Origin of the sequence: Fibrobacter sp. UWR2, assembly GCF_002210285.1 — a bacterium.
Classification (GTDB): Bacteria; Fibrobacterota; Fibrobacteria; order Fibrobacterales; family Fibrobacteraceae; genus Fibrobacter.
On the sequence record NZ_MWQE01000001.1, the window covers coordinates 27,220 to 53,383 of the forward strand.

A 26,164-nucleotide genomic window follows, 5' to 3' on the forward strand; every position below is an offset into this window, starting at 1 on the left:
AAGGAGAAATACAATGAATCAGAAAAAAATTATCAAGGTGCTTAGTGCCGCGGCAGTACTTGCTGCGTTCGGGCTTGCTGCTTGCGGTGACGACAGTTCCAGCAGCCCCGTTGTTCCCGATGGAATCACGAGTTCGGAGGCTACGCTTACCTCGTCGGAGACGGTTCCCTCTTCCGATTCGCAAGTAACGAGTTCTGAAAGCTCGCAACCGACATCATCCGGTAATGAACAGCCGACATCGAGCGATAGCAACCCGGCATCGAGTAGCGATATTGTCGCGAGTTCTTCGTCGACGGTGAATCCGGAATCTTCGTCGACAGAGTTTTCGAGTTCGTCGGATATTACCGAGACCTGCCGCCATATTACCGATGTCGGTGACCCGATGAAGCCGCACCCCTGTGACACCGAGTTCGAAGTTGCCATGGACTGCGCCAAGAACTACTACCTGATGTGCGCGGGTGGAATCTGGCTCAATGCGACAGGCTGCGACACCACCCAGGAAAAGTGCGGTTTCGACGATTACAAGCTCTGCATGGATTACCACCTCAGGGACTACTGCAGCGATGACTGGCTGAATGAACCGTGCGAAGACGGAGACTCCCGCAGTTATAGGAAATACGATAGTACAGATTCTACGAGTTATAGCTCCATCGACTACCTGTGTGTAGACGGCAAGTGGGTGGACCGCATGAGCCTCTACTGTTCCGGAGGCAAGGGTTGCGGTTCGGGTGGTTTCCAGGATTGCTGGCAGAGCGATATCATCGGCACGACCTGCAACGAAAGAGATCCCGAATCTTCATGGATCAGCAAGGACGGTTGTGACTTTCAATGTCGAGATGGCAAGTACGAATTCGTTCCCCCTCCGACAATGTAACGTGATTGGAGAAAAAAAATCGCCATGTTCGCGATATGAGTGTATATTACGGATATGGGTAGAATCCATATCCGTTTTTGCTGGAAGGAGGATGCTATGAAAAGGCTTGTGCTGATTGCTTTTGCTGCGGCGTTCCTGCAGGCCCCGCTTTTTGCGGCCGGTCTCGTGAAACAGGATATTGACACGACCGATGCGATGGCGACGCTTGACAATTTCGACCGCGGGTTCTATACGCCGCAGGTGCTGCATTTGAAACCTTCGGGCAGCAAGCCGATTGAAAAACCATGGGCGAAACTCCTCCACCTGCGTGCCGAAATTTCGGAATTCAGCAGCAACGCATGGCTTTCGATTGATACTACCGGCGGGAAGCGCGATACGGTGCGCGGCGTGAGCCAGGACTTGACCGAAGACGCGTTAAACGTGTTGCAGACGACGTTTGACAATATCCGTGCGAACAATGGCTTTGCGATTGTGCGCATCTGTTACGATCCGTGGTACAACGGACGCAGTAATGTGACTCCCGAACACAAGTGGGTAATGCGTCATGTGGAACAGCTCGCTCCCGTGCTCTCGAAGAATACCGACGTTATCGTGGCGCTTGAGATGGGAATGCACGGTGCCTACGGCGAGATGCACAGCGACACGAACATCACCTACGACCGCATTGCCGAGGCGACGAACTTGATGCTGCGCAGTACGCCGCCCGAACTCAAGATTCTCACGCGTACGGGAAACTATTCAGCGAAGGTGCTGGGCTTTGACAACTGGGGTGTAGACTTCCACATTGACGGCGAGAAGTTTGCGGAGATTGCGAAGGCGAAGGGCGACACGATGTACCGTGTGGGAATGTTCAACGACGGCTATCTGGGAACGCAATACGATTACGGCACGTGGGGTGCGGACTGTGCTACATCCATCTGCCGCGAAGAAGGCGTGGCCTGGCTCGAGAAGTACGGCATCAACACGCCCTACGGTGGCGAGGCGCTCACGACGGCAGGCGGTTACGAGGTCATCAATACGCCGGAGTTTCTCTCTTACGAGGGCTTCCGCACGCATACAAGCTATTTGAATGTCCAGTGGAACAACAACCTGATTGACAGCTGGAAAAAATCGCAGTTTGAAGGGAAAGATTTTGAATATGATGGTTCGAAAATAGATTCGTTGACAGGTTTCAAGTACGTCAACGACCACCTGGGCTACCGCTTCGCGCTGCGCGAATCGTGGCTAAGCGATACGGTGGGTGCCGATGGTGTTTTCAAGGCGAAGCTGCGCATACAGAACGTGGGCTTTGGCAACTTGACGCGAAAGATGAAGGCTTCACTAGTTGTTAATGGGATACAACAAGTGGGTATGCTAGATACTTTGGCTTACATTTACTATGAAGTTCCTCTCCCTGATTCTATTGATTTTATGAAAGTGCATAGCCGCAAAATTGAAATCAAGGGTGCCGATACCGTGATGACATTTGATGGCAACAATGAAGTTTTGATCGAAGCGAAATTGGGCTCCTTGAAAAACCAATCTCCCGAAGATTGGACGGGCATCCCGTTGGAAGTGTACTTGAAGGTCTGTAATGACGACCCGGTCAAAGAATGCATCCACTTTGCGAACGACGAATCGAGAAACCGCATAAGCAACGGTGTTTTCATCGGAAAAGTTGTTTTCGATGAGAGTGTTGTTTCTATAAATCCGCGGCCCCTGCAACCCGGCAATCAAAAGCAAAGCGCCCCCTTCGTTCAGAGGGAGCGCAACAGCGTAATTATTCGTGACGGCGAAAAGTCGTACCGCTTGAACGGTGCGAAAATGAAGTAGCCGCTACGGAATCGCTTCGAGAATCAGGTTGCTTGTCAAGAGTTCCGGCAGTACGACTTGTTTGCCCTTGTCGCCCTTCGGGTAAATCGCGTAGGCGGGCACGCCGGATTTTCCCATGCTGTAGAGCAGTTCGTTCACTTCGGGTGTTTCGCGGGTCCAGTCCGCCTTCATGCGGATGACGCCTGCGCTATCCAGCTTCTGCAAAAGATCCTTGTCGCTCAGGACGGCGGCTTCGTTCGCCTTGCAGGTCAGGCACCAGTCGGCGGTCGCGTCGATGAAGATGGTCTTGCCGGCCTTCGCGAATTCGGCGACGAGTTCCGGAGAGTAGCGGTACCACCCGCCTTCGAGCACTTGCTGGGCCATGCGGGCGTTGAAACGCTCGTCCAGAATTTTTTCGTATTGCGGCGCGGACCAGGTGAACCAGGTGAAGGCAAACGCAATGGCTCCTATGACGAGTAATCGCACTTCGTAGGCGAACGAAGATCCCGGAGGTGCAAACTTGCCGATACAAAAACTGAAGAAGGCAGTAGCGAGGATGAATCCCGCAAAGAGCGCGACGCCCATTCCGCCGGCCTGCTCGTTCACGATCCACAGGAGCCATGCGACGGTGGCGAGCAGCAGAACTCCCATCACCTTCTGGAGTATAACCATCCACTTGCCCGGTTTCGGGAAAACCTTCAGCACGGCGGGGAAGGCGCACACCAGCAGGTAGGGGAGCGCAAGCCCGAGCCCTGCGGCAGTAAAGAACAGGAAGAGTACGGGTGTCGATGCGGTAAACGCGAATCCCATCGCCGTCCCGAGGAAGGGCGCGGAGCAGGGAGTGCTCAGGAGCACGAGAAGCGCTCCGGTGAAGAACGCTCCGGCAATACCCGCCTTGTGGCCCGCGGCATCCATGCGCGTTGTGGCCGATCCCGGGAGCCAGATTTCGAACACGCCGAAGAAACTCATCGCGAATGCGGTGAGGATGACAACCATGAAGGCAATAAATCCCGGGCTCTGGAACTGCATTCCCCAGCCTGCTGCGCCGCCGCCGGCCTTGATGGCAGCTACGATTCCGGCGAGTACCCAGAAACTGACGAGGATGCCTGCGGTCGTCGAAAGTCCGAGGGAGACGAGCTTGCTTCGGGACTCGCCTGCCTGCTTGATGAGACTGAACAGCTTGAGCGAGAGCACCGGCAGCACGCACGGCATGAGGTTCAGGATGATTCCGCCGAGGAACGCGAAGAACAGCAGGAGTGCTACGGCAGCGGCACCTTCCTTGCCCGCAAGGCCGTCATTGCCTGCAGCGCCGTTTAATGCCTGCGGCCCGTTTCCTTCATCGTTTTTTTTTAAGGGATTTCCGATGCCGGCCTTGTTGCCGATACGGATATTCACGCTCGCGGGCGCGAGGCAGATGGAGTTATCACATGCCTGGTAGTGGAATGTGGCGTTCGTAGTAAGGCTGTCGTAGCCGTCCGCTACGGCCTTCACGGGAATCTTTATCTGGAAGTGTCCCTTGAACACGAGATTCTCGAATTCAAGAACCTCGTTGTATTCCTTGATGGGCTCGGGCCACTGGGGCTCGCCGAACTCGATTCCGCGTGCGGCAATCTCCACGGAGGATGGTTTCAGGAATTCGTCGGCAGCGATGTTCGCGTTCACGTGCCAGTTGTCGGGAATGACGATGTCGATAATGACGCTGGACTTTTCGGAAAGCGCTCCGGTGGAGTAGTGCATCGATGCTTCCGGAGGCTCCATGGCGTTCATGTTGAATTCTTGCGCCTGTACCCTGGTAACACCTGTTGACAAAATGCAAAGAAAAATTGCGAAAAAGCAACTTGCAGTTGCAAAATTTTTTTGTGTCTTGAAAAATGCACTGAGATTCATAAATTTGCGCTTAAAACCTGGTTTGGACAATGGTTAATCAATCGGAAGAAAAAATAGAATATCGCAGGACTATCGAGGAAACGTGGCTGCGTTATTCGGAAATAATCTACAAATTATGCGCCATGCGGTGCAATTCCACGGAAGAGGCTCGCGATTTATTCCAGACTATTGCCCTGAAATTTTGCGAAAATGCCGACCGTATCCTGGAAAGGGAAGACGTGCTGCCGTGGTTGATTTCTGTCATGCGGCATACCTATATGGATTCAGTTCTCGAAAAGAAGCGCACGCTGTGCATGTCCGGAGTTCCTGACCGTTGTTCGGAATATGCCTCGTTTTGCGAAGACCAGGCGTTGTACCATGAATACAGGCCGGTTGCCGAGATGCGGTATGCCCTCGAGAGGTCCCTTGAGCAGGTGACGCCCCTCGAGCGGATGCTTGTCGAAATGAAGTTCTACGGAGGGTTCTCGGTCCGGGAACTGAGCAATATCTTTGGCCTCTCCGAAAACGCGATACGCAAGCGGCGCTACATGGCGCTTCGCAAAATGCATGACATGATGGGTGAATGGTTGTCCATGCCGAAAATGGCACAATAAAATTCTAGAATCGCTTTTCTCCGGCACGATAAATTCGTAATTTTACATTGTGAAGTTATTGCTGAATATCTTGGTGCTTTTCGTGTGCCTGCAGTCTGCCGTTGCCGCTGAAAAATGGCAGAACTTTTCTGTACCCTTCTCCATAAGGGATGTTGCTGCGACTGAAGACGGCGTCTGGCTTGCGACCGATGGCGGCGTGAGGTACAAGAGCAGTACCGACGATGTCGTCTATACGCCGGCGAACGGTCTGGAGGCTTCGACATTCTATGGCATAGTGAATACCGCGCGCGGTGTGTTTGCCGTTTCTGAATATGGCCTTATTGCCCGAATGAGTGATGACTTTACGAGATGGACTGTGCTGAACAGGTCTTTCCCCGCGGGCAACGTCCGTGTCGTTCCCGGTCTGGTTGAATTTTCGGGCGATAACCTGGTAATCGCCTTCGAAAGCAAGATTGCCTTTGTCGACCTGAAGACGGTCACGTCAATCCTCTCTATTGAGCGCGTCGGCGATATTGCCCTTGGCGTATACGGCCCCGAAAAGATGGAGATTCGCGGCGATTCGCTGTTCGTGTCCACTTCGCGCGGGTCATTTGTCCGCCGCATGGACTGGGACCATCTTAAGGACGACATGCACCTCGTGGATCCGGAAACGTGGACCCGAGTGAATCCGAGTGAGCTTGGGAGCCGGGATTCGCTGCATGTCGTTGTCCATGGCAAGACTCTCAAGGATTCTGTCCTTTATAGCGATGGAAAGAGCAAGGTCCTTTGGCAGTTCGACGTGAAGGACCAAACCTATCTGATTGGGCACGAACTGATTGCCCGTTACGGGAACGGCAAGCTGGAAGACTTGACCAAGTATAAACTGTTCCAGCTCAGTGGCCTGTATGAACTGCAGGCAATTCCCGAGGGCGGCGTGATTGTTGCGTCGGAAGATGGATTCCTCGCGACGAACATGGGTGGATTCTGGCATGAGCCGATGGTCGCGTTCCTCGGGTTCGGTAACCACAACGAAGCCTATGCCTACCGAATGAAGACGATGTCCATATTGCCGGAAGGCAAGATGATTTACCATGTCTGGGGAATGGGGTTCCAGCTTTACTGGTCAATGGAACACCTGTATAACATTTCTCCCTTTAACGACAACTGCCTGGATGAACTTGTGGAATCGTTTACGGTGGCTGTCGGGACGACGGTCGCTCCCGACGGAAGCGGATTCCTGGCGGCGACATCTGCCAACGGGAAGTATAGCGTGGACTTCATCACGCCCGATGGAGAACTTAGCTGTGCGACTGGCGTGGGCAGCTCTTCGTTTGCAGGCCCCCTGGCTGCCCGTGTCGATCCCAGTAATTCGGACTGGATAGTGTATGTCTCGAACCGCAATAGCCTTGGCGCCTTTGCCGAGGGCGGTCTGGACATACTGCGTTTCCCGCCACCATCAAGGAATGGTGGGCGACTGATGAATCCTGAACTCAAGTCCATTGACGGCCTTGATGGCAGTACGCTTATCGACATGGCGATAGACGAGAAGAACGAGGTCATGTGGGTTATTTCGTCTACGGATATCGGGTACATGGAATTCGACAGGGACTCTATCCGGAAGCCTGTCTCGATGAACGGATTGCTTGGTGCGGAATATACATCGATCGACGTGGATCCGCTAGGGAACATATGGGTAGGAACGACTACTCAGGGCGTATACCGCCTAGATAGGCGTAAAGGGTCGCTCGATACCTTGACGGCGACGCACTATACGATGATGGACGGACTTCTGAACAATGCGGTCCTCGACCTGTCTATAGACAAGAAGTATGGTGTAATCTGGATGGCACACGAAAACGGGGTCTCGAGTCTAGACCGTAACGACCTGCGCGAAACGAGAACCTTCATGACCGATTCCGCCGATACCGAAGTCCAGGTGTATCCGGTTCCGTTTAGGCCGCATGAATTTCCGCATTTGGTCATCGATAACATTTCTAGCGCCTCCAGGGTCGACATATACAACCGGGGTGGCGCCTTGATGCGTTCTTTTTCGGGCAGCGACGTTGCCGGCGGTAGGGTGGAATGGGATGCCCTTACCAAGGAAGGCCGCCTTGTGGCTCCTGGCGTGTACTACTATGTGGTGCGCACGCCGTCCAAGATAAAGAAAGGCAAGTTTATCGTTATCCACTGATTGGGGTGAGTATGTTCGAGAAGAAAGTCCTTGTTTACCTGGTTGCTCTACTGGCTGCCATTGCGGCATCGCTATCGCTCGAGGCGTGTGCAGGCGAACGCCAGGGGCTCGTGTGTTCCGAGATCCAGTACAGGCTCGACACGCAGACCTATTCGCCCGACCAGCGCGCCTATATCGAAGAGGAATTACGTGTCTGCCGCGAAGAAGAGGCTAAAAAGCGCGGTGAAGATGCCGCTGCGAGGCAGGGTATATACGAACGTTACGCAGCGACTCAGGATTCGGCCGGCGTAGATTCTACGAAGTCGGTTTCCGAAGCGATCGGGGATTCCTCGGGCGAGGCGACGATGAGCATTTATGACCGCTACAAGTCGGTGGAAAGTTCTTCTTCTGCAGGCGCCGCGGGTACCGATGCTGCCGCAGGTGCCGTCGCGCCGGCTGCAGGCGAGAACGATACGGCTTCCGTTGATGCGGGCGCATTCCAGTAGGCGGTCCCTTCTTTATGGCGAAAATCCAGACTCTTGCAGGTGAATGGTTCGAGCCGGAACTGCCGAGCCGTTTGTTGAAAATCGCGGGCGATATCCGCGATGCGGGCGGCCGCGCCTTTTTGGTAGGCGGCTGGGTCCGCGATGCGCTTCTGGGTAAGAGCTGCAGGGACTACGATATCGAAGTCTACGACATGGCGCAAGATTCCCTCGTGCCGCTCCTTTCGAAATATGGCCGCACGAACCTGGTCGGTAAGGCGTTCGGCGTGATCCACCTCGCCATGAAGGGGCTATCGCTCGATTTCTCGTTCCCGCGCACCGAAAGCAAGGTGGGCTATGGCCACCGCGGTTTCGTGGTGCATACCGACGAAAAGCTCAGCTTTAAGGAAGCGGCGCTCCGGCGCGACTTTACCATCAACGCGATGGGCATGGAACTGCCCGAACTCACGCTGTGCGATCCGTATGGCGGCATTGACGACCTCAAGACGCATACGCTCCGGCATGTGGGCCCCGCGTTTGCGGAAGATTCCCTGCGCATATTGCGCGGTGTGCAGTTTGCGAGCCGTTTTGAATGCACGCTTGCGCCCGCGACCGTGGAACTCTGCCGCACGCTTTCGCTTGACGACCTGAGCGTGGAACGCCTCTTTGAGGAATTCAAGAAGTGGCTCTTGAAGCCGGGCAAGCCTTCGCTCGGGCTCCGCGCCTTCCTGGACATAAAGCTGGATGGATACTTCCCGGAGATAAGCCCGTTCAAGGGCTCGTGGGATGAACTCGGCAAGATTCTCGACAACATGTCGCAGTTGCGCGACTCGAGTGAAACTGCAGGCAAGGAATGCGCTGCGCCGCTTACCGATGCACAGAAGATGGAATTCGCCTTTGCTGCGCTCCTGTGTGGCAGCGCGGGCACCTCGCTCAAGTTCCTGGAACGCATCACGAACGAGACGCACCTGCTGAAGGTTGTGCCGCTCGTGCTAGATGCTTTGCAGAACCTCGACGAAAATATCGTGAACGACATTCCGGCATTGCGCCGCTTGGCGGTGAAGCTGAACGGCTTGCAGTTGCTCTGCCTGCTGGTGCAGAGCGTTCCGGACCGTTATTACAAATCGCCCAGCCTTGCGAAGGACTTGTGGAAATCTGCCGGCGATTACGGCCTGCTCGAAGCCGCCCCGCAGCCCTACCTTACGGGCAAGATGCTCATGGATCTCGGTTTCAAACCCGGCAAGCAGATGGGTGAAATCATCAAGCAGAGTTTTGAACTCCAGCTCGACGGGAAGATTGCCGACGCCGAGGCGGCCATTGCCTGGGTAAAGGAGCAGAAGGCATGAAGTTCTATTGGGGAATAGTTCTTGCGCTCGTTTGTGGATATGCCGTCTCCTGCAGTGACGACTATTCTTCTACCGGCCTCAATGAAGCGCCTGCCGTGCGGATAGAAGATATCCCGACGAAAAATCTCAGGAGTTCCTCGAGTGCGGCGCCCTCGAGCAGTTCCTTCAGGCAGTTCAACGATTCTATACCGTATGGCGAACTGGTAGATAGGCGTGACGGCAAGTCCTACAGGACGGTGCTGATTGGTGACCAGATCTGGATGGCGGAGAACCTCAATTACGGGGATTCCGTAAGCACGCCGAGCCTGAAGGGAAATACCTGGTGCGGTGGTGGCGATTCCCTCAAAAACGATTGCGGCATATATGGAAGGCTCTACGCTTGGGCTGCTGGTGCCGAATTGTGCCCCGAAGGCTGGCGCATGCCCAGCATGGAAGATTATATGACCTTGGCGAAGAACTTTGGCGGGATGGCTTTTGCCGGAGAAGCGCTGAAGTCTGATGCTGTTGGTTGGAGAAAACTGGGCGGATCGAATGTCTCGGGCTTCTCGGCGCTTGGTGCCGGTTACCGCCATCACGATGGCGATATCCTGGAAATCAACAACAAGGGCGTATTCATGACGAACTCTGTCGGGTACCGCAAGGATCCGATGGATGGTTCTCGTGGAAGCGCCAACATAGATGTCTTTGTCATTACCGACGAACTGGTCGGTGTCGAATTTGGAAGGTGCGTTTTTAGTGAAGGATTATCTATCCGCTGCATCAAGGATGACGAATATGGCGAAGGGCGGATTATTACCGAAGGTGAAGACTCCGAAGAAGACGGAGAGTAGTACTACCAGTATTTATCAGTCTCGTCAAAGTGATTCCTACGTTCGGTTTTCTTGCAACGGCTCGCTGCAAAACCGATGATCTGGTAGGCGCTGCGTTTGTACGAATATGCTGTTGACATGAAGATGTCGCGATCCTCGACAAAATAGATGTTTTTGGCCGTGGTGGACTTTGCCTTTTCCAGTTTGAGGAAGTCCTCGCTCGTGATGACCGGATACCAGTTCCAGTCGGGGGCGCACTTGTATCTTACGGAATCAACCGTTGCGTAATCCATATTTGCCGCGGTATCTCCGTAGCAAAGGCCAATCTCCTTTTCGAGTGCCGTAGCCGTACGCCATACAAACGTGGTGTCGCAGTTGCCGCTCACCTGCTTGATATCGCAATAAAAGATTTCGTCCTTGTACTTGCTGTTCTCGTTGATGTTCGTTATCGGCTGGAAGGCGATGTCGCTACTGCATTTGCCGAAGCCGTAGAGCAGTGAGGGAATAATGCTTAGCCACGAGTTTACGCTGGTAAGGGAACAATCGTAGTGGATGGTGGCGATGCCGCAGTATCCGGCGGTCAGGATTTTCAATTCCAGATATCCCCAGTAGTCTTCCTTCTTATAGGTATTTATCATGGAATCGAGAAGGGCTAGTGACTTGGCCTCACTGGAATTTGCAAAGTCGCTTACGGCGACAAGGGCGTCCGCATCGTTAAAGGTGCCGTCTTCCTTGAAGCTTTCTGCAAGGCTGGTTTTTATCTGCTGGTATTCATCGGGGGATTTGTTGCCTCGGATAATATACCATGGATACCAGAGGATAGGGACGTAGTTGAAGGCCTCTCCTGAATAGTACATGAAAACGAGGGGGCTGAAATCCTCGTAGTCGAAGATGTTGGTATTCAGTTGCATCTCCTTCTCGAACTCGCGCAGGCTCGTGTACTTTGCGGTCTCGAGAGGGTAGTCGTGCTTCAGGTAGAGTTCCTTGATTCTCGGGACAAGCATCGTACTGAGGAAGGTGACTCCGACTTCGTTTCTCCATCCCAGATCGGTGATGGTGTTGAACGTGACGGATGCCTTTCCGGACTTTCCCTTGGCAACGACTTCGAACAGGGCTATGTCGGTCTTGAGGTCCGTTCTCGGGAAATGGTAAGTGTGTTTTTTCTGCGGGTCGGGAGTCCCGTAGATGGTATCGCCCTTGGGCTTGAGTTTGTCGTTTAGGCAGACAAAGTAGAACTCCTCGATTTCCAGGTCGGGGTCAATCATGGCAGCCGCGTTTATCTGCCTGTTGCTGGTACTGTATTTCGATTCTTTCGCCGTTTCGGTCTTGGTATCGAGACTGTTGTCTGTTCCGCAGGCGGCAAGGATTAACACAGCAAGGGCAAGGAGGATCTTTTTCATGGTTCCTCCTCTATGGCGGCGAACATGGCGTTGGGAACGACTTCTCTGCAGTCGATGTGCCCGAGCTGGATGTCGGTATTCAGCGTGATGTGCTTGTTCTTGATTTTCAGGTTGAAAGCGTGATTCTTGGTGTATTCGGAACAGTCGCCGTTATAGAACTGGACGAACTTGATTTCGGTAAAGGTGAAATCTTCCGGTTCTATCACGAGTACCTGGGAGTAGTCGCCCGAGCGCAAGACGATTTTCTCGGCGGTCTCGCAACTGAAATCCTCGCAGCCGAAGATGTCGAGGTAGAAGTCGATAACCCGCGCCGTTGACCAGTAGGGTTGAGTGGTCTCCCAGTAGTTGGAATTTGTCACCTTTATCTCGAAGTGGGCTTTCAATGTAATCGGGTTCGGGAATTTGGCTATCCCTAGGGAAAACATGACCATGCTTGCAGCGGCGCTATCGGACTTGGATGCAAGCAGCTTGTCCTTGGGCGTGTAGTCCTTGAACCGGTGCTCGTGTGAAAGCTGCTCGCTGTAGACTACGCCGCTTTCCCAGGGGTGCGGTACCTGCAGGGAATCCTGGTAGAGGATTATGGAATCCAGGGCGGGGAGGTTCACTTCCTTTATGGTGAAACGGTTGAGGCTCTGCGTATAGTAATCGTATTCCGTTGTGCACGACCAGAAAATGGCGGCGCACAGCGAAACAAAAACTATGCAGAAAAGGCGCTTCATGTTCTTGGCTTTGGAACGAACTACATTCTCGCGGCTTTCGCGCGACGGCGGAAGTGCTCGATAAGCGGGGCCACGGTTTCCTTGAAGTCGTCGTGCGTCTCGATGCGCACGAAGTCGATGGACATGCGCTGGAACAGTTCCTTGGTCGCCTTGCCCTGGCGCTTTGCCTCGCGAGCGAACGCCTCGCGGAATGCCGCATCGCCGGTATCAATTAGAAGCGTCTCGCCGGTTTCGGGATCTTCAAGCTCTACAAGGCCTGCGGGAGGCAGTTCCATTTCACGCGGGTCCACCACGGAGACCGCAAGCACGTCGTGGCGCTTGCGCAGGATCTTGAATGCGTTCTCGAAACCTTCGTCCAGGAAGTCGCTCATCACCACGACCACGGCACGGCGGTTCAGAATCTTGCCGGCATACTCCAGCGCCACCTGCGTGTTCGTGCCGTGGTGCTGCGGCTTGAAGTAGAGGATTTCACGGATAAGCCGCAGCACGTGCTTGCGGCCCTTCTCCGGCGGGATAAACAGTTCGACCTGGTCCGTATAAATTAAAAGCCCTACCTTGTCGTTGTTCTTGATGGCGGCAAAGGCGAGGAGCGCGGTGAGGGTCGCCATGACCTCACCCTTCATCTGCGTGCCGGAACCGAATTCCGAACTGCTGGAGGCGTCGACCATCAGGAGCATGGTCATCTCGCGCTCTTCGATAAACTTCTTCACGTATGGCGTGCCGGTGCGTGCCGTCACGTTCCAGTCGATGGTGCGCACGTCATCGCCCGGCATGTACTCGCGGACCTCGCTGAACTCCATGCCGTTCCCCTTGAACGAACTGTGGTAAGCGCCGGTCATCACGGTGTCGAGCGTGCCGCGAACGCTGAGTTCGATGCGGCTGACGGTCTTTAGAACTTCTTTATCTAGCATCTTGGTTTCTCTTTCACCGAAGAATATACAAAAAAACGGCTCAGACAAACCAATCTAAGGCACCCGTTTGCAACGCAAAAAAGAACTCCCAGCGCATGCCAGGAGTTCTCTAAGGAGAACGATGATTGGAGTACATTTATTCTTGATTAGCCGATGGTCAACTTACGTGCTGCGGCCTGGGCCTTCTTCGACAAGTCGAATTTCAGGATACCGTTTTCAAGCGAGACCTTGATGTTCTCGGTGTCGATGTCGTCAGCCAATCTGAAGCTGCGCTCGAAGGTGAACTTCTCGTCCTTGCTGCGCACGCGCGTCGCCTTGACGGTGATGATGTTCTTTTCGACCTGGATGTCCATGTCTTCTTTCTTCACGCCCGGAAGTTCGACTTCCAATGCGAAGCCGTTTTCGGTCTCGTAGTAGTCGGCCTTCGGTGTGTAGGTGCATTCGCCCTTGGCGGCTTCGGCGTTGAAGTTGTCAAGGAAGTTCTGGATGCCATAGAATGCGGTCGGGAGAATCTGTGCGTTAATCATAATTTTACCTCTTTTGGTTGCGGACCCGGTTTTTGGCCTGGCCCATTGTTTTTTTGTCTTCGCACTACTATAAGCGAACTCCGTGCCAAAACGGGTGGTTGGTGCATCTTGTAACACAAAACTGCCGTTTTTATGCGAAAAAAGCCAGTTTGGCGGCAAAAACATGCCAAAACGGTAAGAGCGCATTTCAAAAAGGGACACGAGGGGTTTCGCCTGCGAAACACTGCCTTGTTCAAGATGAAAAGCAAAACAAAAGGTCCCTGTCTAGGACAGGGACCCCTTGAGTTTGTTGTAGAGAGAATTACTAGAACTGCGTGATGAATTCCCAGCCGATGTCGGATGCCCACAGCTTGCCGTTCTCGCGCATATCCCACTGGTGGCCGCCGCTGAAGGTGCACCACTTTACAGGGAAGCGCGGGTCGACCGTCTTGTAGTCGTAGCAAACGTGGTTGCCGCCAGTGTATTCGGTCGCCTTTTCGCCGGTGCAGTCGGTGTGGCCTTCGGGGCCGTTGTTCTTCAGGATTCTGTCGCGGGCGCTACGTCCCATGCTTGGCGGGCAGGTGCCGTCGCTCAGGCCCACGGTTCCCATCCAGGCAATCGGCTTGCCTGCGTTCTTCGGGAGGTAGATGACCTGGTCGGCGGTCGCGAATACCACGACACCGCGGAGCCTGTGCTGGAATGTCTGGGCGAGAGAGTTCGAGTACATGGCGCCAAAACTGAAGCCCGAGGAGAACACGCGCGAGGTGTCCACGCAGAGGTTATCGTTCAGGTAGGTGAGGATTTCGTCGAAGAACAGGTGGTCCTTGTTGTCGCCGCAGCGCCAGGGCATTTGGTCGGTGTAACCATGCGGAGCCACGAAGATGGTGCTCTCCTTGGCGCCCTTCTGGTCGCGGTAGCCGTAGTAATGCTCGTTCTTCGCGACGTTCTGGGCGGAACCGCCCATGCAGTGCATGCCGAACACCAGGCGGTAGGGCTTGTTCTTGTCGTAGTTCTCGGGGAGGTCGAGGTAGACTTCATGCTCGATGCCGCCGCCGGTGAACTTGAAGTAGTTCTTGAGCGTGTTGTCCTTGCCGCAGCCCTTACTCGGGGTGGGGTCGTTGCCGATGGCATAGCCGAAAGCATAAGTCTGCCCGTCGAGGCTTTTTTTCAGGGTGAGGGAAACCGAGGTGTCGAGCTTGGGCAGGTATGCCTTGAGCGTGTCATACCCTTCGGCGGTAACCATCAAGGTGTCCGAAGAGCCGAAGTCGACCTTCAGGAGGGCCTTACCCGGATGTGCCGGGAACGAGGCGTGGTATGTACCGTCGGCCCTGAACTTGATGGTCTGCTGTGCGCTTCCGACGCGGACACGGGCAAGGTAGATTCCCTGTGCGTCCACTCCTTGGCGCAAATCAACCTGGCCTTTACCGTGCAACGTCTGGCTCAGTACCTGGTGGCCGGTCATGTCATATATGGCCACGTGTACGGGAGAATTCGGGCTCTGCGAGAAATGCAGTACGCCATCGACGATATCGATATAGCCGGGGTTTCCGCTGGCGCCTACGATGGCGGTAATCCCCGACGACGAGGACTGCAGTCCCGACGACGATGAACTAGGTTCATCGTTTCCGATTATCTGGAATTCGCCCTTGTTGCCGGTCGTGACTGTAGTATCGTTCTTGAGCAACTTTACGGTTGCTTGAGCGACAGGCACGTTGCTTTCGTCTTTTACGTAGCCGGAGAGTACGTAGTCTGCAGAGGCCGTGGAAAATGCTGTTGCCAGCACAATAGGGAAAAAGGTGGAGAACGTTCTCCTCATGTTTTACTCCTTTCCCATACGCTGTTTGGTGATAACCTAAATGTAATCAAAAATCGGGAAGAAAGTTCACGGTAACGAAAAATTTTCGTAAACAGACGACGGCAGAAACAACTTTAACCGTAAAAATTTGCAGAAAAACAAAAAGTGAACGGCTCCCGTTGCCGGGAGCCGCTCTGGGTTTGGTTATGGAGAGTACTAACTAGAATTGTTCGAAGAACTTGTGGACTTCTTCAGGAACCCAGGTGTTTTCCCAGCCCTGTCCGGTCTTTGTGTTGGGGCCGTCATGTGCGGTCCACTGGTGTTCGCCGTTCCAGCTGCAGAACTTGACCGGGAAGCGTTCGTCGACGGTCTTAAAGTCGTAGCAGAGGTGGCCTGCATTGCCGTTGAATTCTTGCGGCTTTTCGGCGCTGGCGTCAGTGAAGTTGCCGTTGGCATCGGCCTTACCGTTCCTCTTGAGGATTCTCGGGAGGGCGCTGTTCTTGGCGCGGTTGTAATCGCACATGCCGTCGTTTTTGCCATGAACGGCCATCCATGCAATCGGCAAGTTCTTGGCATCATAGCGACCTGTTCCTGCAGCCGGGAGCCAAATGTTGTAGTCTGCAGTTGCGTAGACGGCTACAGCGCGGAGTCTTTCTTGCATGTCCTGAGCGAGAGAGTTTGTGAACATGGCGCCGAAGCTAAATCCTGTGGCGAACACGCGGGTGGTGTCAACGCAGTAGTTGTCGAACATCGCGGTAATCATTTCGTCAACGAACTGGTGGTCTTCCTTGCCGTTCCAGGTACCGTTGTCGTTACCCTGCGGGGCTACGAAGATGTAGTCGCCGTTCTTGTCGAGCACTTGCTGGCCGTAGTACGGGGTCGGATGGTCGTAGTCCGGGTTGTGGTGCACGAAATCTTCGGCCTTGGAACCCATGCAGTGGTTTGCGATGAGGAGCTTGTGCGGCTTGGTGTTGTCGTAGTTCTTCGGCAAGGTAATGAAGAAGGTGCGGTTCTTGCCGCCGACATTCAAATTGTACTTCTTGCCGTTTTCAACAGTCTGGACCGAATTCAAGGTAGAATTCTTGCCGCAACCCTTACTCGGACGCGGATTGTTCTTCAATGCGTAACCGAATGCGAACTGTTCTTCGGCGGGTGCGGTCTTCGTGAGCTTCACGGCGACGGTCGTATCAAGCGTGCCGAGAGGTACGAAAAGCGTGTCGAAACCTTCGGCCACGAACTGGAGCTTTTCACCCTGCTGGATTTCCTTGAGCAGAGCGTGTCCCTTCGAGTCGAAAGAGGTGGCGTAGTTGCCATCTGCGGTGAAGCGGAAGTTCTGCTTTGCGCTGCCCATGGTGACCTGCGCGTAGTAGGAACCCATGGCGGTAGTGCCCGTGCGGAGGTCGACTTCGCCAGAGCCGTAGAGCGTCTGGTTCAGCACCTGGTGGCCGACGGCGTCAAAAATCCTGACCTGCACAGGAGCGCTCCCGCTCTGGCTGTAAGAAAGAATGCCAGAATTGATGCTGATGTAGCCGGGATTGACCGCAGCCTGGTTGATCCCGATAGGCGGTTGTTCGTCTTCGTGGATGGTGAACTTGCCGGCTTCGTCAGTCTTTGTAGTCTTGTTTTCCTTGACGAGCGTTACGGATGCGTCCTTGATGGCTTGGCCATCTGCGTCGGATACAGTGCCGCTGACAGTATATGCAAATGCAGAACTACCCAAAGTTACTGCAAGCGCAGAAATAAATAACGGAAGACGTTTCATCTTCACACTCTCCTTTTAATTTTAACCCATAACACGATAGTGAAAATAATCACAAAAACCCTAAAAACGGCGTTTTTGAACGAAAATCGCATGGACAATTTATCCATGCGATGTAAACGTTTAATTTACAAATGAACCGTTAGTGCGTTTCTAGTCCAATTTGCCCTGGTAGAGGTCGAGCAACTTACGGGCGAGCAGGCTCGTGTATTTCGCGTTCGTGAGCGTCACCTGCGCCTTCTCGAGGTTGTTCTTCTGGGTGAGGTAGTCTGTGTAGGTGAGGGCACCTGCGTTTCGCTGTTCCTCGGCGACCTGGAGGGCTTCGGTTTCTGCCTCCACCTGGAGCATGGCGGCCTTCCACTGCAGGTCGGCGCTCACCGCGTTGAGGTAGAGTTTCTCGATGCTGTTCTCGAGGTTCTTGGCCGTTTCCTGTAGGGCGAGTTGCGTCTGTGTCTCGTTCACCTGCGCCAGGAGCACCTTGTTGTTCGTGCTGCCGTTATCGATGATAGGGATGTTTATGCCCAGCGTGAGGGAGTTCTGCCAGCCGTACTTGAGCTGGTCGCCATAGGCATCGGACTTCCATGCCTGCAGGCCCGTGCTGGAACTGGCCCCGAGCGTGACCGTGATGGAAGATCCGGTTCCTGCGACTTCGGTGTTCTTCTTTGCGGCGCGGATGGAAATGCTGTCGGACTTGAGTCCCGGGTGCGAACTCTTGACTGCCCCCTGCAGTTCGGCAAGCGAAGGGATGGCGTCGATGGAATCGGGGCTTGAAATCGCCATCTCGGGAGCCGTGACATCGAACTCCTCGCTTTCCGGCAGTTCAAGGAGCTGGCGGAGCGTTGTCTTCGCGGTGTTCACGGAGAGCTGTGCCGAAAGTTCGGCGACCTGCTTCTGCAGCACGTTGGACTGGCTCTGGGTCAAATCTTTCTTGGTGATGGAACCGGCTTCGAATAGTTTGCCGTAATGCTCGAACTCGGCGGTAGAGAGCTCGACGGAGGCGTGCGCGGTGCGTAGGTTCTCCTGTGCGGCCAACAGGTTCATGTAGGCGTTCAGCACGCTTTCCTGGATGTTCCTCTCGGTCTGCTTCGTCTCGAACTTGGCGGCCTCGCGGCTAAGTTTGCTCGCCTCTACGCTCAGGCTGCGCGACCCACCGTCCCAAAGCGTGTACGAGCCCGTTATGCCCAGGTTCAGGCGGTAGTGGTCCTCGTTGTCGACAAAGGGATGGTCGTACAGGGTGTTCTGGATGCTGGCGGAGACGGTCGGGTAGCGGCCGACATTCGCCTGCTTGATGTTGATCTCGGACTGCTGTTCGCGGAGTTTCGCGGATTCAAGCGAGAGGCTCTTTTCGCGAGCCTGCTTGAGGCAGGCTTCGAGCGTCCAGGTATCTGCGTGTACCAGTACTGCCGTCGCGATAATCCCGAGAATGATTGCCTTTGTATTCTTCATGCCATTTAGATGCCCGAGGGGTAAAATCCGTTGCTTCGGGACGTATAAGATAATAAAAACGAAAAAGACCCGTTCAGGCGGGCCTTTTCGAGTGGACGGTACTGGATTTGAACCAGTGACCTCTGCCGTGTGAAAGCAGCGCTCTAAACCAACTGAGCTAACCGTCCGAGGTAGGCGCAAATATATAAAAGCGCTAGCCCCTTGTCAAGGGGTGGCTAGAGATACTTGTCCTCGGCGGCGCGGAGGATGGAGAGGAACTCGGCCGGGGTCTTCGAGGCGATGAGGTCCTTGCGCACGTTGCCGTCGGCTAGGAGGCGACTGACGGAGGAGAGGGCCTTGAGGTGCGGGCCCACGGTGTTGCCCGGGCTCACGATAAGGATAAGCAGGTACACGGGTTCGCCGTCGAAGGACTGGAAATCGAGACCCTTCTCGACTGTGGCGGCGACCATGCACATACGGTCGACGTAGTCAATCTTTGTGTGGGGTACGGCGAGTCCGCATCCGATGCCTGTGGAACGGCTCTGTTCGCGGTTCCAGACGGCTTCAAATATCTCGTCCCTGTGCTCGAGCTTGTAGGCATTGCACAAGGTATCCACGAGTTCGTTCAGGATGGCTTCCTTGGTTTCGCTCGTGGAATTGATCAAGATACAGTTGTCGACGAATCTTTCAGAAAGACGCATGTTCCTATTCCTTGTTTTCTATTCCGTGTAATATTTTAGAAAAATAAACGCTTTTTTTGGGGAATTGTAGCGATTAAATAATATTTTGAGCGAAAATTGTGCGAAATAGCGAGAAAAACTACAGTTTTTTGAACAAATCGAGCACATTTTGGGGGGTGTTCAGGTTCTCGAGTTCCCTGAGCGCCTTTTCCGTGGAGGCTACGTCTATCTGGCCGGGGGCCTGTGCCTGCCCGATGGAGGCGTAGGTGAGATTCGCGCCTTCTTTCAGTGACCAGATACGGCTTGCCTTTCCGGTTTCGCCCATCCCGAAGGCGGCGAACAGACTGAACTCGTGCGAATGGATGCGGGTGAACTTGTACAGGCGATCGCAGTCGGTTTCGCTGTTGCTCATGGCGGCAATCTTCAGGCCGTCCGCCTTAAGGCGCAGGCAGTCGCGGGCGAAGTCGTCGAGTTCCTGCTGGTTCGGTACGCGCAAGAAGTTGTGCTGTGACACGAGAATCCTTGTCTTGCGCATGTCGGCGAGGCTTTTCAGGTTCTTGAAATCGTACAGGCAGTCCTGTTCCAGGTCGAGCCATTCGGGCACTTCGCTTTCGCCGAGAATCTTCGACCAGAGCGGGATGCGAGAGTACGCGTCCTTGTCGGGGAACTTGCCACCGTCGCGCGCAAGCCTGATGGTGCCGATCTGCATGGCGTGTGGGGCAATCTTCCTTACGCGGGCAGAAAGTCCGGTCCAGTCTTTCTCGCTAAAGAGGTCGTAGCGAATCTCGAGTGCGTTGCACGCCCCGATGTCAAGGAACACGGGGTGCATGCTGTCAGCTTCGATTGCGGAGAGGACTTCGGGGTCGACCAGACCGACCAGATATTTTTCGTTGCTCGCGGGCATGCGATAAATATAGTTATTCGCAGAAAGAGAATGTTTCTTTTTGTTTGGGTTTGTTGTTTTTGCGTTCAACAGTTTTTACGTAAAAAAATACCTTGCTTTTTTGAATAGAGTTTATATTGAAAAAAAATGGAGCGCTCTATGAAATCGATTAAACTGCCAATGATGGCGATTCCCGCTATTTTAAGCCTTCTAGCGTGTTCTGAGGGCAATGGACCGGTTGCTGGACCCGACGATGGAGGGATGGGTGCGGAGTACCCTTTTTCTAGCAGCGTAGGCTTTGATGGCGGAATTTCTGGAACGGAAGTTCCCGTTGACGGTTTTTCCAGCTCGAGCATTTTCGTTCCGGGCGCAGAAGTTTACAGTTCTAGCAGCGTCATTCCCGGTTTTGGTGCCTCCAGTTCGAGCATCGTGGGCCCGGGCCCTGTTTTTTCCAGTTCAAGCGTCGTGATTCCCAGTAACGCGGGCGACGACGAGAACGACAACGAAGATGCGAGAACGCTGAACGGCACGCAGATTCTTTTGAAGCTTGCGGGGACGACGGCTACCGTGGAAAACAACAACGGCTGTGTCGAGATTGCAGATAAAGTAGCGACTATCACGTGTCCGGGCGCCTATTACGTTACCGGCGAATCATCCGATTTCCAGGTCGTGGTGAACACTCCGGCGACCGATAACGAGGGCAATACCGGCATTTACCTCTATAATGCGACATTGAAGAGCAGCAATTCGCCCATCCTCGTGAAGAACGCCGACAAGGCGGTGCTCCACTTGGTGAAGGGAACCACGAACGTTGTGGAAGACGGCAACGGCAATCACGTGTTTACCAAGGTTAACGGCGCGCAGGATACATCAAAGGCCGCGATTTATTCTAGGGACGACCTGAACATCAAGGGTGCGGGTAAGTTGACAGTGAATGGCAAGTTCAAGAACGGCATCCAGTCGAGCAACGATCTCAAGATCAAGAACGGCGACATTACCGTGGTTGCAACCGACGATGGTATCAGAGGCAAGGGCAGCCTCCAGATTTCGGGTGGAACGCTGAACATCACGGCCAACAATGGCAACGGCCTTAAAAGCGACGAATGCGAGGAAAATCCCGATGGCAGTTTCAAGGACACTGTGGCGAACAAGGGCTTCGTGAAAATTACAGGTGGCGACATTACCATCAAGGGGCGCAAGAGCGGCATCAAGGCGACCAATTACATTGATGTGAGCGACTCCACCGAACCTTCGACCATCAAGATTGAATCTCCCAACAAGGGGATCTCTGCCGAAAAGTTCATCTATGTCAACGGCGGCACCATCGACGTGAAGTCGGATTCCTCCGCAATCCGTACCAACTGGCGTGTCTACATGAACGCCGGCGACGTGACCATCTCGACAAAGAAGAAGGGCATTCATGCGGATTCCGCCATTTACCTGAAGGGCTCCACGGTCAACGTCGTTACCTCTCTCGAGGCCATAGAGGCCTACCAGATTTTTGCCGAGGGCGGAGTCACCTCCGTGTTTGCGACAAACGACGGCTGGAACGGCGGTGGCGGCCCCAAGAACCAGAATAGTTCCATGGCCATGTTCAGCGAGAGCAGCGGCTATATCACCATCAGCGGCGGCTACCACTACATCAGCGTGAAGGGCAACATGGTTGACGGGCTAGATGCCAACGGTACCGGAAAAATGACCGGCGGCGTGGTGATTGTCGAAATCACCGGCGAAAGCTACGAGAGCCAGGGCGGCGGTTTCAACTTCGGCGGTGGCTGGAGCATGCCGGGCATGGGCGGCCAGCAAGGCGGCGGAAACAACTGCGGGGCCTACAACTTTGCCGGGGGGCTTATCGATACCGACGACGGATTTTCAATTACTGGCGGCACCCTCCTCGCGTTCGGCAACTACACGATGGATGTTCCCGGATGTACGGCCCTGACCTACAACAACAGCAACTACTACGGTTCTAGCAGTGCGGCGGTCAAGCCGACTCACCAGGGCAACTACATTCTGTACGGCGGGTCTGTGCAGTCGGTGTCGCAGGTAAATACCACCGGCATGAAGGAATTCAAGTTCCCCAACGGCGTGAGCTACATGTACAAATAGCAATCTGTACGAAACTTTCTAAAAATCGTATGAGCTGTTCTAAATTACGGACTAAAGTGACTTCCGTAGTCATTTAGTCCGTAAAATCGATGCTCATTTTTAGCTCAGAAGTTAACCTTTACGGACTAAAATAGCCTTTGGGGGTGTTTAGTCTGTAAAAATTCTGATTTATTACTTTGTTATAAGTGAAATATTTTGCAATCGGACGGAATTTTACGGACTAATACGCGACCCCGCTGTATTTAGTCCGTAAAGCAACCCGCGGGCACCCCTCTGGCTGTCGCAAAATTACGGACTAAATCGACACCCCCCTGCAAAAAGTAGGTAACGCCGGCAAAAATTCTGTGATAATATTGGTGTCGCGGGCGTAATAGGCGGCACGCGAACGTCGCGAACCCAGCCTGTAGCGTAAAGACCGAGGAATAAATTTCTAAATTGTACCTGAACAAAAAGGATTTATTATGGCCGATTGTAACGAGAAGAAAGAGAACCAAGTTCCCGAGATGATGAAGAAGGCGGAAGAATTCCTCGCCTCCAAGCGCCGCATTTTTTTGTGGGGCGGTGTCGATGATGAGAGCGCCGAACGCATTGTGAAGCAGCTTCTGTACCTCGATTCGCTGAACCACGAAGACATCGTGTTCTTCATCAACAGCCCGGGCGGCGTGATTTCCAGCGGCCTTGCCATCTACGACTGCATGAACGCCATTGAAAGCGATGTCGTGACGGTTTGCTGCGGCCAGGCGGCTTCCATGGGCGCCGTGCTCCTCACTGCCGGTGCGAAGGGCAAGCGCATTGCATGGCCGAACGCCCGCATCATGATTCACCAGCCGCTCATCCACGGCGAAATTGTGGCGCCTGCAAGCGATATCCAGATCCAGGCCGAAGAGATGCTGCGCATCCGTGGCATCACGGGCAAGATCCTTGCCGAGACTTCGGGCCACACGATCGAGGAAATCGACCGCGACACCGAACGCGACAACTTCATGAGCGCCGAAGAGGCCAAGGCATACGGCCTGGTCGACAAGGTCGAAAGCCTGGTTTAATACGGAAGTTTTGTAATGGGACTGTTTTCCGCTATCAAGAGCGGGCTTGCCAAGACCCGCGACGCCCTTATGGGCGAACTCAAGGGCATTGTCGGTGCGGGCAAGATTACCGACGACACGCTCGAGGAACTCGAGGAACATCTGATCAAGGCAGACGTTGGCGTGGAAGCCGCGTTCTTGTTGACGGATGCGCTCCGCGAGCAGGCGCTGGGCAAGTCGCTCACTACCGAGCAGGTGCTTGATATTATGCGGGGCGAGGCGGAGCGATTGCTGAAAGATCCGCCGTCGTTCGAACTTAAGGGCAAGCCGCACGTGATTCTTGTGATAGGCGTGAACGGCGCCGGCAAGACGACTACCATTGGCAAACTTGCCGCCCGTTTTATTGGTGAAGGCAAGAAGGTGATGATCGCCGCGTGCGATACGTTCCGCGCCGCCGCCATCGAGCAGCTGGAAACGTGGGCTGAGCGCAGTGGTGCGGAATTCGTGAAGCACCAGGAAGGCTCCGACCCGGCGGCCGTGGCGTTCGACGCCTGCCAGGCCGCCGTTGCGCGAGGCTGCGATGTGGTCCTTGTCGATACCGCCGGCCGACTTCACAATAAAGACTACCTGATGGAAGAGCTCAAGAAGATTGTCCGCGTCATCAAGAAGGTGAACCCGGACTTCCCGCAGGACATGTGGCTCGTGATTGACGGCAATACCGGGCAGAACACCATCAACCAGACGAAGATTTTCAACCAGAGCTTCCCGCTGACGGGGCTCATAGTCACAAAGCTCGACGGGACTGCACGTGGCGGTGCTGTCCTCAGCATAGCAAGTTCGCTCCAGATTCCCATCCGCTGGATTGGCATGGGCGAACGCATTGACCAGCTGGTGCCTTTCAGCAAGGCCGAATACGTGGAAGGCCTTTTCGAGAACGCTCTCGAAGAACAGGAACCTTGATGCGGGGCTAGACCTCTCGATGGCGGGATTGTTGCAAAATAGGGTGAATGGAACGCGGTCAAACGCGTTTCGTTTTGCTTTTGCCCTGCTCGCCGCCCTGCTGCTTGCGGGCTGCAGCGGCGATGCCCCCGATGTCGACGAGAGGCTCGTGAGCACGTTCGTGGAAATCCGCATGGTGGAACAGACCTATGGGCCCGATTCTCCGGCGGGCCGCCTTGCCCGCAAGGGAGTACTGGAAAGGCACGGCTATACCCGCGAGACATTTGCAGCCGCCTGTGACAAGGTTCTCGAAGACGATGCCCAGTGGATACCCTTCCAGAAGGCGGTTGTCGAGCGGATTGATTCGCTGCTTGGTATTCCGAAACCGGTTGTGAAGGACCCGAAAAAGAAAGAGGCCAAGAAATGATTCGCATGCGTTGCGTACGTGTTGCCCGCGTTCTGGCCGTTTTCCTTTTGCTGATGGCCGGAATATCCTCTGCCGCCATGAAGGGCCAGGCACTTGTTCACTGGATGGACTACTCGGCCGCGCTTGAGAAGGCGAAGAAAAACCCGAAACTCATCTTTGTAGACCTCTACGCGGACTGGTGCATTCCGTGTCGTGCGATGGATGCGACCGTCTATTCGGACCCGAGTGTCGCTGCGCTTTTGAACAACAGGTTCTATGCGGTCAAGCTCGACGCCGAATCGCAGGACTCCATCGTGTGCGACGGACAGAAGAAAACCGTGAAGCGCTGCTACTTCGACGTGTGGGAATTGAGCGTTTTGCCGGCGTTCGTGCTCGTGGCGCCAAAAGGTCTTACTATATTGACGGTATCGGATTCCATGAGTCCGCAAGAAATGAAGTCTCTTCTTTTGCAGTTTCTTATTAAAGAAGAGGAGTGGATAAAGAGATGAGCGGAGATATCTATTTCTATTTGCAGGTGGCGTTCTGGGCGCTCGTTTTCTTGCTTGCGCTCTGTTACGGAATCTTCCCGGTAACGCTCCCGTTTGTGAGCGAACTGTTCAAGCGCCGTCGCCGCGACATCGACAAGAATTTTGGACTGCCGACCGTTTCGCTCTTGATTTCTGCGTACAACGAGGAAGGAGTCATCGAACGTAAAATCCACAATATCCTCGAGATTGACTATCCCAAGGAAAAACTCGAGGTACTGATTGGTGATGACGGTTCTGCCGACCGCACTGCAGAAATAATCGCGCGCTATGCCGACCAGGGCATCACTCTGGTGAAGGCTCCGAAGAATGCGGGCAAGGCAGCCATGCTCAACCGCCTGCAGAAAATTGCGAAGGGCGACATCCTCGTGTTCTGCGATGCGAATACGATGTTCTTCCCCAATGTGGTGCGTAAACTCGTGGCGCCCTTCGAGGACAGGAAAATCGGGTGTACTTGCGGTCACCTGATTCTTTCGGACAAGAGTGGCAGCGTGCTCGGGCAGGGTGAAAGTTCCTACTGGGATCTGGAATCCGAAATCAAGAAGTTCGAGGGAATTCTCGATAGGCTTATCGGTGGAAACGGCGCCCTCTATGCGATTAGGCGTGAACTTTATACGGAACTTCCGGTCAAGAAGAGCGTCATGGACGACTTCTTCATCACCACGAAAATTTTGCAGAAGGGCAGTTTCTGTACGTTTGTCTCGAGCGCCATCGGTACGGAACAGACGTCTAAGGAAAGTATCGGCGAATTCCGCCGCAAGGTGCGCATTGGCCGTGCGAATTTCAACTACTTGTGGTCTTACCTGCCTTTACTGAATCCGTTCCGCCCGCTGCTTGCCTACCTGTTCTTCTCGCACAAGTTCTTGCGCTGGTTTTCCCCGCATATTATTATCCTCATGTTCATTCTGAACGCCTTGTTGCTCCCCTGTGGTATGGTATATTGCGTGAGTTTCGCTCTTATGCTCCTGATCGCGCTCCTTTGCGTGACGAAGGTTGTGCCCAGCGGTTACTACTTCATGACGATGAATCTCGCCTTGTTAAAGGGGTTCTTCCTCTCGTTCTGTCGCGAAAAGAGCGGCGGTTGGGCGCGCGAAGCGAGAACCGACGAGTAAGTGTGAGGTTATATTTAGTTCG

The 26,164-nt window shown here is 54.2% G+C and carries 23 protein-coding genes and 1 tRNA gene; 13 read left to right on the top strand and 11 right to left on the bottom strand.

Annotated elements, in window-relative coordinates:
• The first annotated feature begins 13 nt into the window (after positions 1-13).
• Together B7994_RS00125 and B7994_RS00130 are read left to right on the top strand one after the other, a co-directional pair.
• Positions 14-874, top strand: a complete 861-nt coding sequence (locus tag B7994_RS00125; protein WP_088636476.1) for a hypothetical protein — start codon at positions 14-16, stop codon at positions 872-874.
• 96 nt (positions 875-970) lie between these two features.
• On the top strand, positions 971-2,686 hold the full coding sequence (locus B7994_RS00130; protein WP_088637180.1) for a DUF4832 domain-containing protein: 1,716 nt from the start codon (positions 971-973) through the stop codon (positions 2,684-2,686).
• Between the two features lie 3 nt (positions 2,687-2,689).
• On the opposite strand, the gene B7994_RS00135 is transcribed toward B7994_RS00130, so the two are convergent.
• A complete protein-coding gene (locus B7994_RS00135) occupies positions 2,690-4,474 on the bottom strand; it encodes a thioredoxin family protein (RefSeq protein ID WP_233142894.1) in 1,785 nt (594 codons plus the stop codon).
• A 107-nt stretch (positions 4,475-4,581) separates the two neighbouring features.
• On the opposite strand from B7994_RS00135, the gene B7994_RS00140 reads away from it, so the two are divergent.
• Genes B7994_RS00140 through B7994_RS00160 form a run of 5 tightly spaced genes read left to right on the top strand, consistent with a single transcriptional unit; the run spans position 4,582 to position 9,952 of the window.
• Positions 4,582-5,145, top strand: coding sequence for an RNA polymerase sigma factor (locus tag B7994_RS00140; protein WP_088636477.1), 564 nt, complete (start codon positions 4,582-4,584; stop codon positions 5,143-5,145).
• Positions 5,146-5,194: 49 nt separating this feature from the next.
• Positions 5,195-7,315 (top strand): hypothetical protein, encoded by a 2,121-nt coding sequence (locus B7994_RS00145; RefSeq protein ID WP_144063680.1) that lies wholly within the window; start codon positions 5,195-5,197, stop codon positions 7,313-7,315.
• An 11-nt stretch (positions 7,316-7,326) separates the two neighbouring features.
• Positions 7,327-7,800, top strand: a complete 474-nt coding sequence (locus B7994_RS00150; protein ID WP_198957807.1) for a hypothetical protein — start codon at positions 7,327-7,329, stop codon at positions 7,798-7,800.
• Positions 7,801-7,814: 14 nt separating this feature from the next.
• Entirely contained in the window at positions 7,815-9,122 is a 1,308-nt protein-coding gene (locus B7994_RS00155; RefSeq protein ID WP_088636479.1) for a CCA tRNA nucleotidyltransferase, read from the top strand.
• Positions 9,119-9,952: an FISUMP domain-containing protein gene (locus B7994_RS00160; protein ID WP_088636480.1), complete on the top strand. Its 834-nt coding sequence runs from the start codon at positions 9,119-9,121 to the stop codon at positions 9,950-9,952. The genes B7994_RS00155 and B7994_RS00160 overlap by 4 nt, the downstream gene beginning before the upstream one ends.
• Before the next feature lie 2 nt (positions 9,953-9,954).
• Here the strand turns inward: B7994_RS00160 and B7994_RS00165 are convergent, their stop codons facing one another.
• The 10 genes from B7994_RS00165 to B7994_RS00210 form a co-directional block, all read right to left on the bottom strand.
• A complete protein-coding gene (locus tag B7994_RS00165) occupies positions 9,955-11,331 on the bottom strand; it encodes a hypothetical protein (RefSeq protein ID WP_088636481.1) in 1,377 nt (458 codons plus the stop codon).
• On the bottom strand, positions 11,328-12,050 hold the full coding sequence (locus B7994_RS00170) for a hypothetical protein (RefSeq protein ID WP_088636482.1): 723 nt from the start codon (positions 12,048-12,050) through the stop codon (positions 11,328-11,330). The genes B7994_RS00165 and B7994_RS00170 overlap by 4 nt, the downstream gene beginning before the upstream one ends.
• Before the next feature lie 20 nt (positions 12,051-12,070).
• Positions 12,071-12,961: a DUF58 domain-containing protein gene (locus tag B7994_RS00175; protein ID WP_088636483.1), complete on the bottom strand. Its 891-nt coding sequence runs from the start codon at positions 12,959-12,961 to the stop codon at positions 12,071-12,073.
• Between the two features lie 146 nt (positions 12,962-13,107).
• Positions 13,108-13,488, bottom strand: coding sequence for an Hsp20/alpha crystallin family protein (locus B7994_RS00180; protein ID WP_088636484.1), 381 nt, complete (start codon positions 13,486-13,488; stop codon positions 13,108-13,110).
• Between the two features lie 304 nt (positions 13,489-13,792).
• Positions 13,793-15,283, bottom strand: coding sequence for a T9SS type A sorting domain-containing protein (locus tag B7994_RS00185; RefSeq protein ID WP_088636485.1), 1,491 nt, complete (start codon positions 15,281-15,283; stop codon positions 13,793-13,795).
• A 199-nt stretch (positions 15,284-15,482) separates the two neighbouring features.
• A complete protein-coding gene (locus tag B7994_RS00190; protein ID WP_088636486.1) occupies positions 15,483-17,024 on the bottom strand; it encodes a carboxypeptidase regulatory-like domain-containing protein in 1,542 nt (513 codons plus the stop codon).
• A 150-nt stretch (positions 17,025-17,174) separates the two neighbouring features.
• Positions 17,175-18,467 (bottom strand): TolC family protein, encoded by a 1,293-nt coding sequence (locus B7994_RS00195; protein WP_088636487.1) that lies wholly within the window; start codon positions 18,465-18,467, stop codon positions 17,175-17,177.
• Positions 18,468-18,559: 92 nt separating this feature from the next.
• Positions 18,560-18,634: transfer RNA gene (locus tag B7994_RS00200), tRNA-Val, on the bottom strand.
• Positions 18,635-18,682: 48 nt separating this feature from the next.
• On the bottom strand, positions 18,683-19,147 hold the full coding sequence (locus B7994_RS00205; RefSeq protein WP_088636488.1) for a PTS sugar transporter subunit IIA: 465 nt from the start codon (positions 19,145-19,147) through the stop codon (positions 18,683-18,685).
• A gap of 118 nt (positions 19,148-19,265) precedes the next feature.
• Positions 19,266-20,030 carry a type I 3-dehydroquinate dehydratase gene (locus B7994_RS00210; RefSeq protein WP_088636489.1) on the bottom strand — a complete coding sequence of 255 codons (765 nt, stop codon included), beginning with the start codon at positions 20,028-20,030 and terminating at the stop codon, positions 19,266-19,268.
• Between the two features lie 138 nt (positions 20,031-20,168).
• Between B7994_RS00210 and B7994_RS00215 the strand changes: the two genes are divergently transcribed.
• The 6 genes from B7994_RS00215 (at position 20,169) to B7994_RS00240 (ending at position 26,142) form a co-directional block, all read left to right on the top strand.
• Complete coding sequence (locus B7994_RS00215) at positions 20,169-22,118, top strand: carbohydrate-binding domain-containing protein (RefSeq protein ID WP_088636490.1); 1,950 nt, start codon at positions 20,169-20,171, stop codon at positions 22,116-22,118.
• Positions 22,119-22,579: 461 nt separating this feature from the next.
• Positions 22,580-23,161 (top strand): ATP-dependent Clp protease proteolytic subunit, encoded by a 582-nt coding sequence (locus B7994_RS00220; RefSeq protein ID WP_088636491.1) that lies wholly within the window; start codon positions 22,580-22,582, stop codon positions 23,159-23,161.
• 15 nt (positions 23,162-23,176) lie between these two features.
• The gene (gene ftsY / locus B7994_RS00225; protein ID WP_088636492.1) at positions 23,177-24,100 is read left to right on the top strand and encodes a signal recognition particle-docking protein FtsY; all 924 of its coding nucleotides are present in this window, start codon (positions 23,177-23,179) and stop codon (positions 24,098-24,100) included.
• 31 nt (positions 24,101-24,131) lie between these two features.
• Positions 24,132-24,506 (top strand): hypothetical protein, encoded by a 375-nt coding sequence (locus B7994_RS00230; protein WP_144063681.1) that lies wholly within the window; start codon positions 24,132-24,134, stop codon positions 24,504-24,506.
• Positions 24,503-24,994 carry a thioredoxin family protein gene (locus tag B7994_RS00235; RefSeq protein WP_088636494.1) on the top strand — a complete coding sequence of 164 codons (492 nt, stop codon included), beginning with the start codon at positions 24,503-24,505 and terminating at the stop codon, positions 24,992-24,994. Before B7994_RS00230 ends, B7994_RS00235 begins: the two co-directional genes overlap by 4 nt.
• The gene (locus tag B7994_RS00240) at positions 24,991-26,142 is read left to right on the top strand and encodes a glycosyltransferase family 2 protein (RefSeq protein WP_088636495.1); all 1,152 of its coding nucleotides are present in this window, start codon (positions 24,991-24,993) and stop codon (positions 26,140-26,142) included. The genes B7994_RS00235 and B7994_RS00240 overlap by 4 nt, the downstream gene beginning before the upstream one ends.
• The last annotated feature ends 22 nt before the right edge of the window (positions 26,143-26,164 follow it).

Coding starts and splice junctions, on each gene's coding strand:
- B7994_RS00235 (WP_088636494.1), top strand. CDS start 24,503: ATGATTCGCATGCGTTGCGTACGTGTTGCCCGCGTTCTGGCCGTTTTC.
- B7994_RS00240 (WP_088636495.1), top strand. CDS start 24,991: ATGAGCGGAGATATCTATTTCTATTTGCAGGTGGCGTTCTGGGCGCTC.
- B7994_RS00185 (WP_088636485.1), bottom strand. CDS start 15,283: ATGAGGAGAACGTTCTCCACCTTTTTCCCTATTGTGCTGGCAACAGCA.
- B7994_RS00150 (WP_198957807.1), top strand. CDS start 7,327: ATGTTCGAGAAGAAAGTCCTTGTTTACCTGGTTGCTCTACTGGCTGCC.
- B7994_RS00160 (WP_088636480.1), top strand. CDS start 9,119: ATGAAGTTCTATTGGGGAATAGTTCTTGCGCTCGTTTGTGGATATGCC.
- B7994_RS00220 (WP_088636491.1), top strand. CDS start 22,580: ATGGCCGATTGTAACGAGAAGAAAGAGAACCAAGTTCCCGAGATGATG.
- B7994_RS00190 (WP_088636486.1), bottom strand. CDS start 17,024: ATGAAACGTCTTCCGTTATTTATTTCTGCGCTTGCAGTAACTTTGGGT.
- ftsY (WP_088636492.1), top strand. CDS start 23,177: ATGGGACTGTTTTCCGCTATCAAGAGCGGGCTTGCCAAGACCCGCGAC.
- B7994_RS00210 (WP_088636489.1), bottom strand. CDS start 20,030: ATGCCCGCGAGCAACGAAAAATATCTGGTCGGTCTGGTCGACCCCGAA.
- B7994_RS00125 (WP_088636476.1), top strand. CDS start 14: ATGAATCAGAAAAAAATTATCAAGGTGCTTAGTGCCGCGGCAGTACTT.
- B7994_RS00175 (WP_088636483.1), bottom strand. CDS start 12,961: ATGCTAGATAAAGAAGTTCTAAAGACCGTCAGCCGCATCGAACTCAGC.
- B7994_RS00205 (WP_088636488.1), bottom strand. CDS start 19,147: ATGCGTCTTTCTGAAAGATTCGTCGACAACTGTATCTTGATCAATTCC.
- B7994_RS00165 (WP_088636481.1), bottom strand. CDS start 11,331: ATGAAAAAGATCCTCCTTGCCCTTGCTGTGTTAATCCTTGCCGCCTGC.
- B7994_RS00155 (WP_088636479.1), top strand. CDS start 7,815: ATGGCGAAAATCCAGACTCTTGCAGGTGAATGGTTCGAGCCGGAACTG.
- B7994_RS00195 (WP_088636487.1), bottom strand. CDS start 18,467: ATGAAGAATACAAAGGCAATCATTCTCGGGATTATCGCGACGGCAGTA.
- B7994_RS00170 (WP_088636482.1), bottom strand. CDS start 12,050: ATGAAGCGCCTTTTCTGCATAGTTTTTGTTTCGCTGTGCGCCGCCATT.
- B7994_RS00140 (WP_088636477.1), top strand. CDS start 4,582: ATGGTTAATCAATCGGAAGAAAAAATAGAATATCGCAGGACTATCGAG.
- B7994_RS00215 (WP_088636490.1), top strand. CDS start 20,169: ATGAAATCGATTAAACTGCCAATGATGGCGATTCCCGCTATTTTAAGC.
- B7994_RS00180 (WP_088636484.1), bottom strand. CDS start 13,488: ATGATTAACGCACAGATTCTCCCGACCGCATTCTATGGCATCCAGAAC.
- B7994_RS00130 (WP_088637180.1), top strand. CDS start 971: ATGAAAAGGCTTGTGCTGATTGCTTTTGCTGCGGCGTTCCTGCAGGCC.